This window comes from Streptomyces sp. NPDC030862, from assembly GCF_055571835.1.
On the sequence record NZ_JBVIEN010000001.1, the window covers coordinates 372,840 to 389,609 of the forward strand.

Here is a 16,770-nt window from a genome sequence, read left to right on the forward strand (position 1 = left end):
CTCATCCCGTCTTCCGTTGTCCGGTGTGCGCTATCCCCCGCCGAGTGCGGCGCAGGCTTCGCCGAGGCTCACGACGTCCGCGTACTTGGCGTCCAGGTCGAAGAGGTTCGCCTCGTGCGGTGCGGCATCGCGGTCGGCCACGGCCTCGCGTACAACGAGGGGCCGGAAGCCGTGCTGAAGGGCGTCGAGGGCGCTGGCGCGGACGCAACCACTGGTGGAGAAGCCGCCGATGACGACGGTGTCCACGCCGTACGACGTCAGCCGGTCGTGCAGGCCGGTGCCGAAGAAGGCGCTCGGGTAGTGCTTGTACACCGTGTCGTCCCCGGGGGCGGGCGGGCACACCGTGGTGAAGCGGCCGTGCGGGCTGTCCGCGCGGAAGGCGTCGAGGCCCGGGACCTTGCGGTGGAAGTGCGGTACGTGGAGGGCCGGTTCGCGGGCGTAGCGCACGGCGGTGAACACCACCGGCAGGCCGGCCCGGCGGGCGGTGCGGGCGAGGCGCTCCATGGCGGCGAGGGCGTCGGCCGCCGTCCGCAGGAAGAGCGGGGAGCCGGGGTCGGCGTAGGCCCGTACCGGATCGACCAGCAGGACGGCCGGCCGCCGCCCCCAGCCGACGCAGCGGCCGAATCCGGCGGCCCGGTAGTCCTCGTCCAGGCCGTCGGACGCGGCGGACACGTCAGATCACCCCTTCCGCGGCCAGTTCGCCGCGCCGCTCGTCGGTGAGGCCGAGCAGCTTGCCGTAGATCTCGTCGTTGTGCTCGCCGAGGGCCGGGCCGGCCCAGCGGACGGCTCCCGGGGTTTCCGAGAGGCGGGGGACGACGTTCTGCATGGGGATCTCGCCGAAGTCCGGGTGCGGTACGCGCACGATGGCCCGGCGCGCGGCGAAGTGCGGGTCGGCGAGCATGTCGGCGGCGGTGTAGGTCTTGCCGGCCGGGACCCCGGCCGCGTGCAGGGCCGCGAGCAGGTCCTCGGACTGCTGCCGCGCGGTCCACTCGGTGATGAGGTCGTCCAGTGCGCGCTGGTGCGCGCCGCGCGCCGTGTGGGTGGCGTAGTGGGGGTTGTCGGTGAGGTCTTCGCGGCCCATCACCTCGGCCAGGCGCCGGAAGACGGTGTCCTGGTTGGCGGCGATGAGGACGGTGGCGCCGTCGGCGGTCGGATAGGCGTTGCTGGGTGCGACGTTGGGGAGGACGGCTCCGGTGCGTTCGCGCTGGTAGCCGCCGATCTCCCACTCGGGGAGCAGCGACTCCATGTAGGCGAGGACGGCTTCGTACAGCGCGGAGTCGACGACCTGCCCCCTGCCCGTGCGCTCCCGGGCGTGCAGCGCCATGACGGCTCCGTACGCGGCCATCGTGCCGGCGAGTGCGTCGCCGAGGGAGACGCCGGTCCGGGACGGGGGCCGGTCGGGCTCGCCGGTGATGTGCCGGATGCCGCCCATGGCTTCGCCGATCGAGCCGAAGCCGGCGCGGGGCGCGTACGGTCCGCTCTGCCCGTACCCGGTGACGCGGACGAGGACGAGGCGGGGGTTGAGGGCGGCGAGCTCGGCGTAGCCGAGGCCCCAGCGTTCCAGGGTGCCGGGGCGGAAGTTCTCGACCAGGACGTCGGCGCGCACGGCGAGTTCGCGGGCGAGGGCCTGCCCCTCGGGGTGGCGCAGGTTGCAGGTGACCGACTTCTTGTTGCGGGCGACGACGGGCCACCACAGTGATTTTCCGTAGGGGCGTTCACGCCCCCACTGGCGCATGGGATCGCCTCGGCCGGGGTCTTCGAGCTTGATGACCTCAGCGCCGTGGTCGCCGAGGAGTTGGCCGCAGAAGGGGCCGGCGAGCAGGGTGCCGGTCTCCAGGACACGGATGTCGGACAGAGGTCCAGTCATGGCCGCGAGTGTAGTTTTGGGAAACGCCGTTTCGCTAGAGGAACCGACAGGGCAGAATGCGGCGCATGGAGAACTCGATGGGGAAGTCAGTGGCTCACGCGCCCTCCGCCTCCGTCGGCGTGGTGGAGGTCGCACCTCGCGACGGCCTGCAGAACGAAAGCACCGTCCTCAGCCCCGAGTCGCGCGCCGAGCTGGTGCGGCGCGCCGTGGCGGCGGGCGCGCGGCGGATCGAGGCGGTGGCGTTCGTCCGCCCCGACCGCGTGCCGCAGATGGCGGGCGCCGAGGACGTCATGGCGCTCCTGCCCCGTCCGGACGGGGTGCGCTACAGCGGTCTCGTCCTCAACGAGCGGGGGCTGGCGCGGGCGGTGGACGCCGGGGTGCACGAGGTCAACTGCGTGGTGGTGGCCACGGACACGTTCTGCCGCCGCAACCAGGGGGTGGGCACGGAAGAGGCTCTCGGCGCGTGGGCCGGCATCGCGAAGGCCGCGCACGCGGCCGGCGCCCCTCCGACGCTGACGATCGCGGCCGCGTTCGGCTGCCCCTTCGAGGGCGAGGTGCCCGAGGAGCGCGTCGTGGAGATCGCGCGCCGCGGGGCGGCGACCGGGGCCGCCGAGATCGCCCTCGCGGACACGATCGGCGTCGCCGCGCCGGACGCGGTGGGCCGGTTGCTGCACGCGGTGCGGGAGGCCGCGCCCGGCGTTCCGCTGCGCTGCCACTTCCACAACACGCGCAACACCGGTTACGCGAACGCCGTGGCCGCCGTGGCGGCGGGTGCCGCGTGGCTGGACGCGTCCCTGGGCGGGTTCGGCGGCTGCCCCTTCGCCCCGGCGGCGACCGGCAACATCGCGACGGAGGACCTCGTCTACCTGCTGGAGCGGATGGGGACGCGTACGGGGATCGGTCTGGACGCCGCCTCCGACGCGGGTACGTGGCTGGGCACGCTGCTGGGCCGGGAGGCGCCCGCGCTGCTCGGGCGGGCCGGCGGCTTCCCGGGCACGGCCACGGCCCCGAGCCCAGCCCCGACCCCTTCCCCGGCCCAGACCGACGGCCGGGCGTGAGGGAGGGGCACCATGGGCGCGCACCCGCACGGCTGGTGGATCCTGCTCCACCTCGTCCTGTTCGTGTTCTGGCTCGGCGGCGACCTGGGCGTCTACGTCTCCAGCCGCTACGTCCTGCGTGCGGAGCTGCCGTTCGCCGCCCGCGCCACCGCCCTGCGCATCATGGGGATCCTCGACCTCGGCCCGAAGGTGTGCCTGGTGCTGTTCCTGCCCAGTGGCGTCACGCTGATGGCGCTGGAGCCGCACGGGGCCGAAGCCGTCCTGAACGGCTGGACGGTGACGGCCACCTGGGCCGGGGCCGTCTGCTGGCTGTGGCTGACGGTCGTGGACCATCACCGTCCGGGCCGGCGCCCCTGGGTGCGGCGTGCCGACTGGACCGTCCGCATCGCCGCGACGGCGGTGCTGCTCGGCGTGGCGGCGTACACGCTCACCGCCGACGAGCCCTTCGGGGTGACCACGGAGCCGCGCTGGCTCGGCGCGAAGGTCGCGCTGTACGCCGTCGCCCTCGCGTGCGGGCTCGGCATCCGGCTCACCCTGCGGCCGTTCGGCCCGGCCTTCGCGGCCCTCGGCGCGGAGGGCTCGACGCCGGGGACCGAGCGGGCGCTGCGGCGGGCGGTGGACGGCTGCGTCCCGTACGTGGCGACCATCTGGTGCTGCGTCCTGGGCGCGGCGGTGCTGGGCGTACTGAAACCGGGGGCGGGCTTGTGAACCGGGGGCGGGCTTGCGAACCGGAAGCGGGCGTGTGAGCCGGGGCGAGCTGGTGAAAGGGCGGGCCTGTGAGCGGGGCACAGGTCCGCCCGTCGGTCAGTCGGCGGTGGGCCGGTGGCCGAACTCGGCCGACAGCCGCTCGGCCGCCTCGAGCAGCAGGGGCGCGCACTCGCCCATACGGGGCTTGAAGCGGGTCTGCGGGCCGGCGACGCTCAGGACGGCGATGACATGGCCGTCGTGCCCGAGGACGGGGGCCGCCAGGGAGGCGGACCCGGCCTCGCGCTCCCCGACGGACGTCGCGTAGCCCCGGCGCCGGATGGCGGCGAGCTCCTTGCGGAGCTTGGCGGGGTCGGTGATGGTCCGGTCGGTCAGCGGCTCCAGCGCGTGCCGGTCGAGGTACGCGTCGATCTCGGCCTCCGGCAGGAAGGCCAGCATGGCTTTGGACGAACTGCCCGCGTGCAGGGGGAAGGGGATGCCGAGGGCGACCTCCATCCGCAGCTCCTGGACGGGCACGACCTGGTCGACGTACAGCCGGGTGTCACCGCGCCGGATGGAGAGGGTGGCCGTCTCGCCGCACTGCTCCGCCAGGCGCCGCAGCTCGGGTGCGGCGAGGATGCGCAGGTCGGTACGGGCCAGGTAGGCGCGGCCGAGGGAGATGGCCGCGGGGCCCAGCGCGTACCGGCGGGTGACGGAGTCGGTGATGATCAGGTCGCGGTTGCGCAGGGCGGTGAGAATGCGGTGCACGGCCGCCTTGGTGATGCCCAGCTCCTGGGCGATCTCGGTGACGCCCAGATCGGGGCGTCCGGCACGGCCGAAGAGGAGGAGCACGTCCATGGCGCGCTCGACCGCGGCGATGGACCTGCTGCTGTTCTCGCTGCCGCTCTCGCTGCTGTTCTCGTCGGTCACGGTGTCCCCCGGTGTGGTGCGGGCGTGCTGAGCCGGCCGGGGCGACGGGCGCCGACCACGCCCCAGCATAGGGCGCGATTTCCCCATGGGAAACACTCCCCCGGCCACGTATCACAATCCCTTGACGCCCACTCATGCGCCTCGTTACGGTGTGCGTGACACCGTTTCGCATCAGGAAACGACGCAGACAACGACGTGGGGGCGGATGTGGCGATGGACACCGGTACCGCCGTGGACGAGACCACCTTCCGCCGGGTGCTGGCCCGCTGGCCGAGCGGAGTCGGCATCATCACCACCGCCGGGCCCGACGGCCGGCGCCACGGGATGACGGCGAGCTCCTTCAGCAGCGTCAGTCTGCGCCCTCCGCTCGTCCTGGTCTGCCTCGACCGCCGCATCCGCTCCCATGAACTCGTCACGCGCAACGGCGTGTTCGCCGTGAACGTGCTGGGGCGCGACCACATCGGGCTCGGCCGCCGGTTCGCCGGGCTGACGCCGGGCGTCACCGACCGGTTCGCCGAGGGCGACTGGCTGCCGGGCGCCACCGGCAGTCCCGTACTCACCGACGCCGCCGCCTGGGTGGACTGCCGGGTACGCCATGTCTACCCCGGCGGGGACCACACCATCTTCGTGGGCGAGGTGATCGCGGCCGGAGTGCCCCGCATCACCTCCCCGCTGCTGTTCCACTCCCGCTCCTGGGGCCAGCTCGCCGACCCGCTCCCGGAGAAGGTCGCCGTCGCCGACACGGGCCTGGCCCGCACGCTGGCGGCGGAGGCGGGGAACCGGCGGCGCGTGGCGCGGCTGGCGGCCGCCGTCCGCGCCGCCGGTGTGCGGGTACGGCTGCCGCGCGACGAGCTGCGCCGCTCCCCCGCCCTGCCGGAGCGCGTCTCGGTGCGGGTGAGGGACGCCGCCGAGGCGGCGGAGGCGACGGCCGCCGGGTGCAGGGTGGTGGAGGTGACCGTCGCGGCGGACGGCGTCGCCGCCGCGGCCGCTTCCGTCGTCGCCGCGGTGGCCGGCTCCGGTGCCACGGTCGTGGGGCGCGTCGACGACGCCCTCGACCCCGCGCGCGGACGGGCCGTCCTGCAGACCGTCGGCGCGCTGCGGGAGGCGGGCTGCGGGGAGATCGCGCTGGACGAAGCCGGGCCCCGGGGCGGTGAGGAGCACGACGACGGCTCGCCGCGCCATCTGCGCAGACTGCTCCAGGACGCCGTACCGCAGGCGGGAGACGCCCCCCTGCGGCTGGCGCTGCGCGACCACCACGGCCTCGGGCTGGTCAACGCCCTCACCGCGATGAAGAACGGCGTCCGGGACTTCGACACCGGCCTGGCCGGCTGCGGCGGGCTGCTGCCCACCGAGCGCCTGCTGCTGCTGTGTGCGCGCCTCGGCGTCGAGGCCCCGGTGGAACGGGAAGCCCTGCGCCCCTGCCTGAACGAGCTGCACGCCCTGCGGTACGGGCGGCGGCGAGGCGGTCCGGTGCGCCCGGCCGCCGGCTCGTGACGGTACGCCGCCGGGTGACGGTACGCCGCGCGCGCCGCACCCACCGGGCGCCGCACCCACCGCGCGCCCGCGCGCCGAGCACCACGCCCGCACTCCGCGGGCCCGCGCGCCGAGCGCCGAGCGCCGAGCGCCGTACCGATCGTGCACCGTGCCCGGTACCGGCTGCGCGCCGTACGCCCCACCCCAGGCACCCGAAGCCAGTGAGGAGCCGCACCCATGCCATCAGCGTCCCCACCACCCACCGCCCCCCGCCTGACCGCCGAACGCCTCCTCGACGCCATGACCCCGGCCGAACGCGCCCGGGCCGAACGCGTCGAGGCCGTCCTCCCCGCCCTGAGGGCCGCCGCCGCCCGGGCGGACGCCGAAGCCGCGTTCCCCGCCGGCCACGTGGCGCTGCTGCGCGAGGCCGGGCTCCTGGGCCTGGTCGTACCGGAGGAGTACGGCGGACTCGGCGGAACGCTGCGGGACCTGGCGGCGGCGACGTACGCCATGGGCACCGCCTGCCCGTCCACCGCGCTCGCCTACTTCTTCCACAACACCAGCGCCTCGCGCGGGCTGTTGCCCCTCGAAGCCGTCCGGGCCGGGCTCTTCACCCCGGAGGAGGCGGGCGACGTGACCGCCTTCGCCGAGCGGGTGCTGACGACGATGGCCTCCGGGCGGTGGCTCGCCAACTTCGCGAGCGAGTCGGCCAAGAGCGCGGGGGCGAACATCTCCATCGCCACCACCGCCGAACCGGCCCCCGGCGGCTGGCTGCTGTCCGGCGAGAAGTCCTTCGGCTGCGCCACCGGCGTCGCCGACACCTACCTCGTCACCGCGAAGCTGGAGGGGAAGGAAGGGCCCGACGCCCTGGCCCTCTTCCTCGTCCCGCGCACCGCGCCCGGCGTCGCCTCCCGCGAGCCGTGGAACGGCCTCGGCATGCGCGCCAGCGCCAACCACGGCATCCGGCTCGACGGCGTCTTCGTCCCGCAGGACCACGCACTCACCATCCCCGGTGCGTTCACCCGCATGCTCCAGGTCAGCCGGGGCAGCTTCGTCGGCAACCAGCTCGCCATCGCCGCCGTCTACACGGGCGCGGCGCAGGCGGTGTACGACCACACGCTGGAGACCCTCACGCGTCGCACGTTCGCCGACACGGGCAGGCCCATCGCGTCCAGCCCCGTGCACCAGGTGCTCATCGGCGACATGACGCAGCGCCTCCAGACCGCCTACCTGTGGCTGCGGCGCCAGTTGGAGCTGGAGACCTCCGAGCCGCCGGTGCGGCCCAAGTCCGAGGTGTTCACCCACTGGCGGCTCGGCAAGGGGTCGGTGACCGAGGCGTGCTTCGAGGTGGCGCTGGGCGCGTTGAAGGCCTGCGGCACGTCGGGGGCCACGATGGACGGGCCGGTGGGCCGTGCGCTGCGTGACCTGGCCATGGGCCTGGTGATGACGTTCCCGGCGGAACGCGGCCGGCTGGAAGTGGCCGGCATCGCCACGGAGGCGCGGGAGAACGCCCTGTTCGCGACCGTGGAGGCCGACCGGTGAGACCGACCGTCCCGATCGCCGACCTGGTGGACGGTGACCGGCAGCCGTGTGCCCTGGAACTCGACGTGATGCTGGAGGACCCGGCCACCGGTGAGCCCGTACGGCCGGCGACGGCGAGCTCCCCGGAACGCGTCGAGCGCGTCCTCGCCGGCGCGTCGTCGCTCCACGCGGACGAGGGCTGGGGCGGGCTCGCCGACGAGGCGCGGGCGGACGCGCTGGATGCGGCGGCCGCCGCCGTCGAGGCGCGTGTCCCGGAGATCGTGCGGGCCGAGGCGTACGCCACGGGTGTCCCGCTGGCCCAGACGTCGGGTCTCGGCGTCATCGTCGCAGGGGCCTTCCGCCTGGCCGCGGCGCGCCTGCGCGCCGGGCTGCTGCACTCCCGCTCCGTACGGCCGGACGGCCGGGTGGTCGAGGTGCGCCGCGCGCCGCTCGGGCCCGCGCTGTGCGTCGTGCCGTACAACGCGCCCGCGCCCATGGCCGCCCACAAGGCGGCGAGCGCGCTGGCCGCCGGCTGCCCGGTCATCGTGAAGGCGCCGGAACTGGCTCCGTACGGTACGCAGTTGCTGGTCGAGGCGGCGGCCGAGGGACTGGCCGCCGCCGGGGCGCCGCCGGCCGTGCTCCAGCTGCTGCACGGCGACGGCGCCACGGGGGCGCGGCTGGTGGCGGACGACAGGATCCGGGTGGTGTCGTTCACGGGAGGCACGGCGGCGGGCCGCGAGGTCGCCGCCGTGTGCGGGCGGGCGCTGAAGCCCGTCCAGCTCGAACTCGGCGGGAACAACCCGCTGGTCGTGCTGCCGGACGCGGACGTGGAGGTCGCCGGCCGCGTCGCCGCCGAGCTGCTCACCACGCTGAACGGCCAGTGGTGCCGGGCGCTGGGCCGGCTCGTCGTCCCGGCGCCGCTGCTCGCGGACGTCCTCGACGCCGCGAGAGCGGTGCTCCGCGACCTGCGCGTCGGCGACCCGCTCGACCCTGCCACCGAGTACGGGCCGCTGGCGCACTCGCGCCACCGTGCGAGGGCGCTGACGGCGGTCGACGCGCTGACCGGTGCGGGGGCGAAGGCCCATGCCCTCGCCGGCGTTCCGGGGCGGGGCAACTACCTGGCGCCCCTGCTGGTGACCGGCGCGCCGGAGGCGGCGACGCGCGAGGAGGTCTTCGGGCCGGTGGCCACCGTGCACCCGTACGCCGACGTGCGCGAGGCCGTGGCCCTGGCGAACTCCACCGGGTACGGGCTGGAGGGGTACGTGGTGGGCGCCGACGAGACGTCCGCGCTGGCCGTCGCACGGCGCGTCCGGGCGGGCGAGGTGAAGGTCAACGGTTCGTCCCTGCTGAGCCTGCACACCGACACGCCCCGCCCCGCGTGGGGCTTGTCCGGGCTGGTGGACGAGGGTACGGACGAGACGGTCCTGCACTTCACCGGGGCCCGGGTCACCGGCGTGGAGGGCTCCTTCGCCCTGCACACCGGCCCATGGGGCGCGTCGTGAGCCGTGTCCTGGTGGCGGGCGCGGGGCCCGTGGGGCTGACTGCCGCGCTCGTCCTGGCCCGGCGCGGCATTCCGGTGACGGTGCTGGAGCAGGGGGCGGGCCTCGCGGCGGAGTCGCGGGCGTCGACGTTCCATCCGCCGACCCTGGAGATGCTCGACGGGCTGGGGGTCGTCGGAGCGCTGCTCGACCGGGGGCTGGTCGCCCGCACCTTCCAGTACCGCGAGCGCCGTACCGGGCAGCCGGTCGCCGAGCTGGACCTGGCGGTGCTGGCGGACGACACGCCGTACCCGTACCGCGTGCAGTGCGAGCAGAGCAAGCTGACGCCGATCCTGCTCGACGCGCTGGGCCGGCACCCCGCGGCGGAGGTGCGCTTCGGCCGCGCGGTACGGGGCGTGGCGCAGGACGGCCGTGCGGTGACGGTGGTGCTCGAGGACGGCTCCCGGGTCCGCGGTGACTGGCTGATCGGCGCGGACGGGGCGCACTCGGCCGTACGGCGGGCCGTGGGCGCGGGCTTCGCGGGGGTGACGTATCCCGAGCGCTTCCTCGTCGCCTCGCTGGACGAGGACCTGACGGCGGCGATGCCGGACCTGGCGCCGATCGCGTACGTCCTCGATCCGGACGAGTGGCTGGTGCTGCTGCGCACGCCCGACCACTGGCGGGTGCTGCTGCCCACGCCGGACGGCACACCGGACGCGGCCGAATCGGCGCGGCTCCCGGAGCGGCTCCGGGGCGTGTGCCCGGGTGCCCGGCCGTGGCGCGTCGCGCACGCCAGCCTGTACCGGGTCCACCAGCGGGTGGCGGACGGCTTCCGGTACGGCCGGGTGCTGCTGTGCGGGGATGCCGCGCACGTCAACAACCCGCTGGGGGGCATGGGCATGAACAGCGGCATCCACGACGCCGTCCTCATGGGCACCGCGCTCGCCGCCGTGATCACCGGTGCGGCCCCGGACGCGGAGCTGACCCGGGCCGCCGAGGGGCGCCGGCGCTGTGCCCTGACGTACGTCGGGGCAGAGACGCATCGCAACTGGGAACGGCTGCGCGCGCGTGACGAGCCCACCCGGGCGGCGGTGCGCGAGGAGTTGCGGGCCGTGGCGGCGGACCCGGCCAGGGCGAGGGAGGCGCTGCTGCGCAGTTCGATGATCGCCTCGCTGCGGCCTGCCGGTGGTACGGAGGAGGGCGTGCGTGTCGGCTGAGCTCATCGTCCGCCGGAACCCGGCGCGGGTGGACGAGATCGTCGGGAGCGTGCCGGTGGCTGGGGGTGCGGTGGTGGACCGGGCCGTCGCGGCGGCGGAGGCGGCCTCCCGCTCCTGGGCCGGGGAGCCGGCGGAGGAGCGGGCCGGTGCGCTGGTGCGCGCGGCCGCCGCGCTGGACGAGGTGGCGGGCGAGGCCGCGCCGTTGCTGGCGCGCGAGTCGGGCAAGCCGGTGGCGGACTGCGCGGGCGAGATCCGCTTCTCCGGGGCCGTCCTGCGCTGGTACGGCGAACACGCGCCCGGGCTGCTCGCCGACCGGGTCACCGACGACGCGGCGGGGCGGCTGACGGTGAGCCACCGGCCCTTCGGCGCGGTCGCGGCGCTCACGCCGTGGAACGCCCCGGTGGTGCTCACCGCCTTGAAGCTGGCGCCCGCGCTGGCGGCGGGCAACGCCGTGGTGGTCAAGCCCTCGCCGCTGGCCCCGCTGGCGGTGTCGCTGGTCCTGGAGGCGTGCGCGCGGCACGTGCCGCCGGGGCTGGTGCACGTCGTCCACGGGTACGCGGCGACGGCGCGGGCCCTCGCCGGGCACGCGGGGATCCGGAAGGTGTCCTTCACGGGCGGCCCCGAGGCGGGACGTGCCGTAGGGGCGGTCGCCGCGGCCGCGCTGACGCCGACCACCATGGAGCTGGGCGGCAACGACGCCGCCGTGCTCCTGGACGACGCGCGGCTGTCGCGGAGCGACCTGGAACGGCTGGTGCTCGCGAGTTTCGCCACCGCCGGTCAGGTGTGCATGGCGGCCAAGCGGATCTACGTGCCACGGCGGCGGTACGAGCGGTTCGTGGCGGAGTACGTCGCGGCGGCCGAGCGCGCGCTGCTGCTCGGCGACCCGCTGCATCCCGCCACGACGGTGGGCCCGGTGATCAGTGCCGAGGCGGCGGACCGCGTCCGGCGGCTCGTCGCCGACGCCCGGGACCGGGGCGGACGCGCCGTCGAGCTGGGCGGGGTGGGTCCGGACACGGACCTCGCCGCCGGGCACTTCGTGCGGCCGGTGCTGCTGCTGGGCCTGGACGACGGCGCGCCCGTGGTGCGGGAGGAGCAGTTCGGCCCGGTGGTGCCGGTGCTGCCGTACGACGGCGAGGACGAGGTGGTGGCCCGCGTCAACGCCACCGAGTACGGCCTCGGCGCTTCGGTGTGGAGCGCCGACGAGGACCGGGCGTTCGCCTTCGCACAGCGGCTGGAGGCCGGTTTCCGCTTCGTCAACACGCACAACCGCACGGGGATGTCGCTGCGGGCGCCCTTCGGCGGTGTCAAGCGCAGCGGGCACGGGCGGGAGTACGGCGCCGAGGGGCTGTGCGGCTACACGCAGCCGTGTGTCACGCACGCGCCCGCGGCCTTCCGGGCGGGCGGTCCGGGGATGCCTCCCGGCGCGTACCCGGGCCCGGCGTAAGCACCCTCCCGTAGCGGTGCGTCCGCCTCCGCTTCGACGGCGGGTATTGACAGGCCCGGCCTCCTCCGCTGTCATCCACGTATCGCGTGCAGAAACTCAGTTTCCTTCTCGGAAACAGCTGCCCGCTCTCGGAGGATCGCATGCACCTGCCCGCCCTGCGCAAGGTGATCGTTCCGGCACTTGCCGCCCTGCTCCTCGGCGCCGTCCCGGCCACCACCGCCCACTCCGCGCCCGCCACCACCGCCGCGTCCGCCGTCACCAAGGCGTCCACCACCGTCGACGTGTCGTGCGCGGTCTTCACCTACCGCCAGTCCGCCGACTGGTACTTCCCGTCCGGCACCCCGAAGGGCCTGGTCTGGCTCCAGCACGGCTTCGCCCGCGCCAACGACCACATGACGGACCTGGCCGGCCGCTACGCCGCCGCCGGATACCTGGTGTTCGCCCCGACCCTGCGCAGCGCGGACATGTTCGGCTGCACGCTGCAGAACATCGGCAACAACAAGCCGTTCCTCGACAACGTGGCGACCTGGTTCGCCTCCGCCGGCAGCGGCTCGTCCCAACTGGCCCGCAGTTACGCGTCGGCCAAGAGCCAGGCCGGGCGCACCGACCTGGGCGCGCTGCCGAACGCGTTCGTCTTCGCCGGCCACTCGGCGGGCGGCGAGGCGGCGGAGTACGTGGCGCAGAGACTGCGGGCCGACCACCCGGCCGCGTTCGCCAAGGTGCGCGGCCTGGTCCTGCTGGACCCGGTGAAGTCGTTCATCGGGAACAACACGGACGCCTCGCTCACCCAGCTGGCGACGACGTCCCTGCCCATCCTGACCATCTCCGCCCCCGGCTACAGCTGCAACAACAGCGGCAGCGGCACCGCCGCGCTCCAGCAGCTGCTGCCCCGCCCGTTCGTCGGCGTACGCCTGACGTCGGGCGCCCACACGGACGCGGAGGGCTCCACCACCGACAACGCGGGCACGCTGCTGTGCGGCACGCCGCAGCAGAAGAACGTCTCGGCGCTGCAGACCCTCGCGGTCGGCTGGGCGAAGGACGCCTTCGACGGGACGCGCACCGCGGGCCTGTACCCCGGTGGCGCGTACTACGGATCCCTGCTCTCCGCGGGCACCATCCAGACGCTGCCCGGCCGCACATCCTAGTCACGCGACCGGTCGGAGCCTCCTGAGTCGACGTAGTCGACCGTCGCCCGGTCCGCGAGCCGCGGGCGCAGCCAGTCACCCAGTGCGCGATGCGCTGGGTGACGCTGGTAGGCGGCGAGCGCGGCGGCCGAGGTGTGCCGGGTGGTCATGCACAGGTGGTACGAGATGGCCGACCCGGTGACGTCGAGGCCCACACGCATGGACGCGATCTCGCCGACGAGCGCGGGCAGTTCCTCCAGCCGCCTCTTCGCCTCGGGGGCGTCGGCGGGGTCGGTGAACCTCATCAGGACGACATGGACGAGCACGGCGGAACCTCCGGTCGGTCGTCGCTTCCCACCCCTGTCGCGGGGTGGCACCCGAGTGTATGTTGGGGAAACGCTGTTCCGCTAGGGGAACCAGTGACCACGGGAGGCTGTCATGGCCGAAGGCTCCACCGTGCGCGTCGCCGCGGCCCAGTTCGCCGTCGGCCGCGACCGCCGCGCCAACCTGGCCGCGTGCCTCCGCGCGATCGACACGGCGGCGCGGCGCGGCGCCCGCCTGGTGGTGCTGCCGGAGTTCTGCAACCACCTCTCCTGGTACGACGACCGGGCGCACGCGCTGCGCAGGGCGTGCCGGCCCGGTGACGACTTCCTGGCGCCGCTGGCCGCCGCGGCGGCGCGGCACCGCGTGTTCGTCAAGACGCACGTCACCCTGGCCGCACCCGGCGGGGACCGGGTGACCGCGGCCAGTCTCCTGTACGGCCCCGACGGCGCGCTCCTCGCCCACGCGGACAAGCAGGTCCTGATGGGCAGCGAGCGGGACCACCTCGACCCGGCCCTCGACCCGGGGCCCGTCGTCGACACGGCGGTCGGCAGGTTCGGTCTGTACTCGTGCATGGAGGGCGTCATCAGCGAGGTGTGCCGGGGGCTCGCCGTGCGCGGCGCCCAGGTCCTCCTCAACAGCCTCAACTCCTTCGCCCTGGACGAGGCGTCGCTGCACATCCCGGTGCGGGCGGCGGAGAACAAGGTCTGGGTCGTCGCCGCCAACAAGGTCGGCCCCCTGCTGCCCGACGAGCACGTCGACGCCGTCGCCGCCGGGCTGGGGGTGCCCCGCGAGGCGCTGCACGGGGCCGGGGAGAGCCAGATCGTCGCCCCCGACGGCACCGTGGTCGCCCGGGCCCCGCGCACGGGCGAGGCGGTCGTCGTCGCCGACATCGAGCCGACGCGGGCCGACGACAAGCGGCGCCCGGACGGCACGGACGTCTTCGCCGCCCGCCGGCCCGAGCTGTACGCCCCCCTCGCGGCGCCGCCCCACCCGGCGCCGCCCTTCGCGGGGCGGCGGGCCGACGAGGTGACGGCCGCCGTCGTACGCCCCGGGGCCGAGGACCCGCGTGACGCGGTGGCCGAGGCGGCGGAGCTGACCGCCCGGGCGGCCGCCCTGGGCGCGTCGCTGGTCGTGGTGCCCGAGCTGTTCTGCTTCCCCGGCGGAGCCGTCGACCCCGCGGCCGGCGCGGCGCCGACCAAGGAGGCACTGGCCAAGGAGGCACTGGCCGCGCTGACCGGCGCGCTCGCCGGCACCGACACGTACCTCGCCTGCACCCTGCCCCACGAGCGCGTCCACACCGGTTACCTGCTCCGTGCCGACGGCCCCGTCCTCGTACAGCCTCAGCTGCACCGCAGTGCGCGGCACGCGGTCTGGGCCGATGGTCCGCCCGGGTCGCGGCTGCACACGTACGACGCCCCGTGGGGCAGGGTGGCGGTGGTCGTCGGCGACGACGGCCTGTACCCGGAGACCTTCCGGCTCGCCGCGCTCGCCGGGGCGGACACGGCCGCCGTCTGCTTCACCGGGACGGAGGGCTGGGAGAGCGCCCTCGGGCTCCCGGAGCGCAGCGCGGAGAACCGCGTGAACGTGGTGGCGGCCGGTCACGCCATCGGCGCGATCCACCGCCTGCCGCGGGACTTCGGCCTGTGGCAGACCCGAGGGGCGGCGCCCTTCGACGGCCGGATCAGCCACCCCGACACCACCCCGGCGGACGGCCGCCTCACCCTCGCCCCCATCCGGCCGGGCCAGGCCGCCCGCCGTCTCGTCTCGCGCGGAACCGACCTCGTCGACGGACGGCCCTGGCACCTCGCCGGGGCCCTCGTCGCGGCCGCACGCCCAGGAGGAGCATCGTGAGCGACACCCTCAAGGCCGTCCAGGACATGACGGACGAAGCCCCGGTCACCGACGTGACCGACACCTTCGAGCAGTGGCGGGCCCTGCTCATCGAGCTCAAGGAGAAGATCGACGCCCGCTTCGAGCTCCACCGGGACCCGTCCACCAAGGACCTGGAGAGCTACGGTTCGCCGCCCGCGAGCCCCGGCGGCTCGCTGGCCGCGTACACCGGCCCGGAGGTCGACTGGATGGTGCACTCGTGGCTGGGCAATCCCACGCGCGGCTTCGCCAACCTCCACCTGACGGTCTGGCTGGGCCCGCACATCCGCGTCCCCCACCTGGGCATCGCCCTGCTCTGCTGGCCCGGCGGCTGGTTCTACCTCGACTCCGTACCCCGTACGAACCTGCTCGCCGACGGCGACTACTACGACCGCTACTACGAGCCCGTCGCCCGCGAGTGGCTGTCCGTACGCGAGGAGAACCCGGAGCTGTCGTGGTTCACCAGCCGCGCCGGCTTCATCCGGGCGAGCCTCTCCCCCACCGCGTACTGCTACGCGATGCCCCGCGACGAGCACCACGTCGCGCTGGTGCGGCGGCTGACGCACGCGCACGTGGACCGCTGGCTGGGGTGGGTTGACGCGGCCGAACCCGTACCGGAGGAGCAGCGGGCCGCGCTCGCCGCCGCCGACCTGGCGACCCGCCGCAACATCGCCGAACGGGACCCCGCCAACGTCATGGGCGTGCGGTACTTCGGCGAGGAGACCACCGCCCGGCTGGTGCGCGCGCTGTGGGGCGGGGACCGTGAACTGCCTGGGCCTAGCGGGCCCGCGTCATGAGCCAGGTGCGGTCCCTGTGGTGGGCCACCCGGGTGCCCGGTCTCAAGGAGCCGTTCGACACGGCCCACCTGCGGGTCTTCTACCCCGCCCGGCACACGGGTTCCGACGCCGAACGCCTGACGGGCGAGGTGCCGGCCGATCCGGCCCGCGCCCCGTACCCCGTCGTGCTGCTCCTGCCCGGCATCAACGTCGGGCAGGACGCGTACCGCTGGCTCGCCATCGCCCTCGCCGAGAAGGGCCTGGTGACGGTCACGGCGGACCTGGTGGGTGAGCTGTTCGCCGGCAGCCACGGCCTGACCCCGGCCGTCGACCTCGACGCCGCGTCCCCCGCCGGGTACGGATCCCGGCCCACCACCCCGCTCATCGGGGCGCTGCTCACCGCCGTGCGGGAGCTGGCGGGCCGGGCGCCCCTGGCGGGCCTGCTCGACCTGGACCGCGTCGCGCTGGGCGGGCACTCGGCGGGCGGCACCGTGGCGCTGCAGTCCGCCGGGTTCACGCCGGGCGTCCGCGCCGTCTTCACGTACGGCGCCCATACGCTGGTCGCCTCGATGCTGGGCTGGCCGCCCGGCACGGTGCTGCCGGTGAGCGGCACCGCGCCGGTCCTGTTGCTGTCCGGCGAGACGGACGGCGTGATCGCGGCGAGCACCGACCGGTACGGGGGCGAGGGCGCGTCCGATCCGGTGGAGCGCACCTTCGCCGAGGCGCTGCCGGACGCGGACGGCGCGCACGTCTGGGCGCGGCTCACCGGCGCGGGGCACTTCACGCCGTGCGATCCGCACGACCCCACGTCGGCCCGCGGGTTCCTGGAGCGGCCCGGTGGGGCCCAGCGCTCGGCACGGGCCCTGCTGGCCCGGCTCGTCACGCTGTTCTGCACCGCCCACCTGCGCGGCGACGCCGCGGCCCACGGCGCGCTCGCGTCACTGCTCGCCCCGCCCCACCCCGGCCTCGCCCTGGTGCGTCGCCGCTGACTTCCCCACTCCAACG

The 16,770-nt window shown here is 75.1% G+C and carries 15 protein-coding genes; 11 read left to right on the plus strand and 4 right to left on the minus strand.

From position 1 onward, the window contains the following. Nucleotides 1-30: 30 nt before the first annotated feature. Both ACZ42X_RS01725 and ACZ42X_RS01730 read right to left on the minus strand, forming a co-directional pair. Entirely contained in the window at nucleotides 31-672 is a 642-nt protein-coding gene (locus ACZ42X_RS01725) for an isochorismatase family protein (RefSeq protein WP_468283113.1), read from the minus strand. A gap of 1 nt (nucleotide 673) precedes the next feature. Next, complete coding sequence (locus tag ACZ42X_RS01730; RefSeq protein ID WP_468283116.1) at nucleotides 674-1,867, minus strand: CaiB/BaiF CoA transferase family protein; 1,194 nt, start codon at nucleotides 1,865-1,867, stop codon at nucleotides 674-676. Nucleotides 1,868-1,944: 77 nt separating this feature from the next. Here ACZ42X_RS01730 and ACZ42X_RS01735 point away from each other — a divergent pair, with 77 nt between their 5' ends. Together ACZ42X_RS01735 and ACZ42X_RS01740 are read left to right on the plus strand one after the other, a co-directional pair. Beyond that, nucleotides 1,945-2,925 carry a hydroxymethylglutaryl-CoA lyase gene (locus ACZ42X_RS01735; protein WP_468283119.1) on the plus strand — a complete coding sequence of 327 codons (981 nt, stop codon included), beginning with the start codon at nucleotides 1,945-1,947 and terminating at the stop codon, nucleotides 2,923-2,925. 12 nt (nucleotides 2,926-2,937) lie between these two features. Then, entirely contained in the window at nucleotides 2,938-3,633 is a 696-nt protein-coding gene (locus ACZ42X_RS01740) for a hypothetical protein (RefSeq protein WP_468283122.1), read from the plus strand. A 96-nt stretch (nucleotides 3,634-3,729) separates the two neighbouring features. On the opposite strand, the gene ACZ42X_RS01745 is transcribed toward ACZ42X_RS01740, so the two are convergent. Further along, nucleotides 3,730-4,467 (minus strand): IclR family transcriptional regulator, encoded by a 738-nt coding sequence (locus ACZ42X_RS01745; RefSeq protein WP_468283125.1) that lies wholly within the window; start codon nucleotides 4,465-4,467, stop codon nucleotides 3,730-3,732. Nucleotides 4,468-4,752: 285 nt separating this feature from the next. Between ACZ42X_RS01745 and ACZ42X_RS01750 the strand changes: the two genes are divergently transcribed. The 6 genes from ACZ42X_RS01750 to ACZ42X_RS01775 all read left to right on the plus strand — a co-directional run bounded on the left by ACZ42X_RS01750 (nucleotide 4,753) and on the right by ACZ42X_RS01775 (nucleotide 12,817). Continuing rightward, entirely contained in the window at nucleotides 4,753-6,033 is a 1,281-nt protein-coding gene (locus tag ACZ42X_RS01750) for a flavin reductase family protein (RefSeq protein WP_468283128.1), read from the plus strand. Between the two features lie 216 nt (nucleotides 6,034-6,249). Next, nucleotides 6,250-7,554: an acyl-CoA dehydrogenase family protein gene (locus tag ACZ42X_RS01755; protein ID WP_468283131.1), complete on the plus strand. Its 1,305-nt coding sequence runs from the start codon at nucleotides 6,250-6,252 to the stop codon at nucleotides 7,552-7,554. After that, nucleotides 7,551-9,035: an aldehyde dehydrogenase family protein gene (locus ACZ42X_RS01760; protein WP_468283135.1), complete on the plus strand. Its 1,485-nt coding sequence runs from the start codon at nucleotides 7,551-7,553 to the stop codon at nucleotides 9,033-9,035. The genes ACZ42X_RS01755 and ACZ42X_RS01760 overlap by 4 nt, the downstream gene beginning before the upstream one ends. Continuing rightward, nucleotides 9,032-10,228 (plus strand): FAD-dependent oxidoreductase, encoded by a 1,197-nt coding sequence (locus ACZ42X_RS01765; protein WP_468283138.1) that lies wholly within the window; start codon nucleotides 9,032-9,034, stop codon nucleotides 10,226-10,228. The genes ACZ42X_RS01760 and ACZ42X_RS01765 overlap by 4 nt, the downstream gene beginning before the upstream one ends. Continuing rightward, a complete protein-coding gene (locus tag ACZ42X_RS01770) occupies nucleotides 10,218-11,672 on the plus strand; it encodes an aldehyde dehydrogenase family protein (RefSeq protein WP_468283141.1) in 1,455 nt (484 codons plus the stop codon). The genes ACZ42X_RS01765 and ACZ42X_RS01770 overlap by 11 nt, the downstream gene beginning before the upstream one ends. A 140-nt stretch (nucleotides 11,673-11,812) precedes the next feature. Beyond that, nucleotides 11,813-12,817 (plus strand): alpha/beta hydrolase fold domain-containing protein, encoded by a 1,005-nt coding sequence (locus ACZ42X_RS01775; RefSeq protein ID WP_468283144.1) that lies wholly within the window; start codon nucleotides 11,813-11,815, stop codon nucleotides 12,815-12,817. Here the strand turns inward: ACZ42X_RS01775 and ACZ42X_RS01780 are convergent. Continuing rightward, nucleotides 12,814-13,122, minus strand: a complete 309-nt coding sequence (locus ACZ42X_RS01780; protein ID WP_468283147.1) for a Dabb family protein — start codon at nucleotides 13,120-13,122, stop codon at nucleotides 12,814-12,816. The two genes, ACZ42X_RS01775 and ACZ42X_RS01780, sit on opposite strands and share 4 nt — an antisense overlap. 112 nt (nucleotides 13,123-13,234) lie before the next feature. Here ACZ42X_RS01780 and ACZ42X_RS01785 point away from each other — a divergent pair, with 112 nt between their 5' ends. The 3 genes from ACZ42X_RS01785 to ACZ42X_RS01795 are packed head-to-tail and all read left to right on the plus strand — an operon-like array spanning nucleotide 13,235 to nucleotide 16,754. Next, the gene (locus tag ACZ42X_RS01785; RefSeq protein WP_468283150.1) at nucleotides 13,235-14,971 is read left to right on the plus strand and encodes a carbon-nitrogen hydrolase family protein; all 1,737 of its coding nucleotides are present in this window, start codon (nucleotides 13,235-13,237) and stop codon (nucleotides 14,969-14,971) included. Then, the gene (locus ACZ42X_RS01790) at nucleotides 14,968-15,786 is read left to right on the plus strand and encodes a hypothetical protein (RefSeq protein WP_468283153.1); all 819 of its coding nucleotides are present in this window, start codon (nucleotides 14,968-14,970) and stop codon (nucleotides 15,784-15,786) included. The genes ACZ42X_RS01785 and ACZ42X_RS01790 overlap by 4 nt, the downstream gene beginning before the upstream one ends. Beyond that, nucleotides 15,783-16,754, plus strand: coding sequence for an alpha/beta hydrolase family protein (locus tag ACZ42X_RS01795; RefSeq protein WP_468283156.1), 972 nt, complete (start codon nucleotides 15,783-15,785; stop codon nucleotides 16,752-16,754). Before ACZ42X_RS01790 ends, ACZ42X_RS01795 begins: the two co-directional genes overlap by 4 nt. Nucleotides 16,755-16,770 lie beyond the last annotated feature (16 nt).

Excerpts from the sequence above, each read along its gene's own strand:
- ACZ42X_RS01730 (WP_468283116.1), bottom strand. The coding sequence starts at position 1,867 with ATGACTGGACCTCTGTCCGACATCCGTGTCCTGGAGACCGGCACCCTG.
- ACZ42X_RS01735 (WP_468283119.1), top strand. The coding sequence starts at position 1,945 with ATGGGGAAGTCAGTGGCTCACGCGCCCTCCGCCTCCGTCGGCGTGGTG.
- ACZ42X_RS01740 (WP_468283122.1), top strand. The coding sequence starts at position 2,938 with ATGGGCGCGCACCCGCACGGCTGGTGGATCCTGCTCCACCTCGTCCTG.
- ACZ42X_RS01745 (WP_468283125.1), bottom strand. The coding sequence starts at position 4,467 with ATGGACGTGCTCCTCCTCTTCGGCCGTGCCGGACGCCCCGATCTGGGC.
- ACZ42X_RS01750 (WP_468283128.1), top strand. The coding sequence starts at position 4,753 with ATGGACACCGGTACCGCCGTGGACGAGACCACCTTCCGCCGGGTGCTG.
- ACZ42X_RS01755 (WP_468283131.1), top strand. The coding sequence starts at position 6,250 with ATGCCATCAGCGTCCCCACCACCCACCGCCCCCCGCCTGACCGCCGAA.
- ACZ42X_RS01775 (WP_468283144.1), top strand. The coding sequence starts at position 11,813 with ATGCACCTGCCCGCCCTGCGCAAGGTGATCGTTCCGGCACTTGCCGCC.
- ACZ42X_RS01785 (WP_468283150.1), top strand. The coding sequence starts at position 13,235 with ATGGCCGAAGGCTCCACCGTGCGCGTCGCCGCGGCCCAGTTCGCCGTC.
- ACZ42X_RS01795 (WP_468283156.1), top strand. The coding sequence starts at position 15,783 with ATGAGCCAGGTGCGGTCCCTGTGGTGGGCCACCCGGGTGCCCGGTCTC.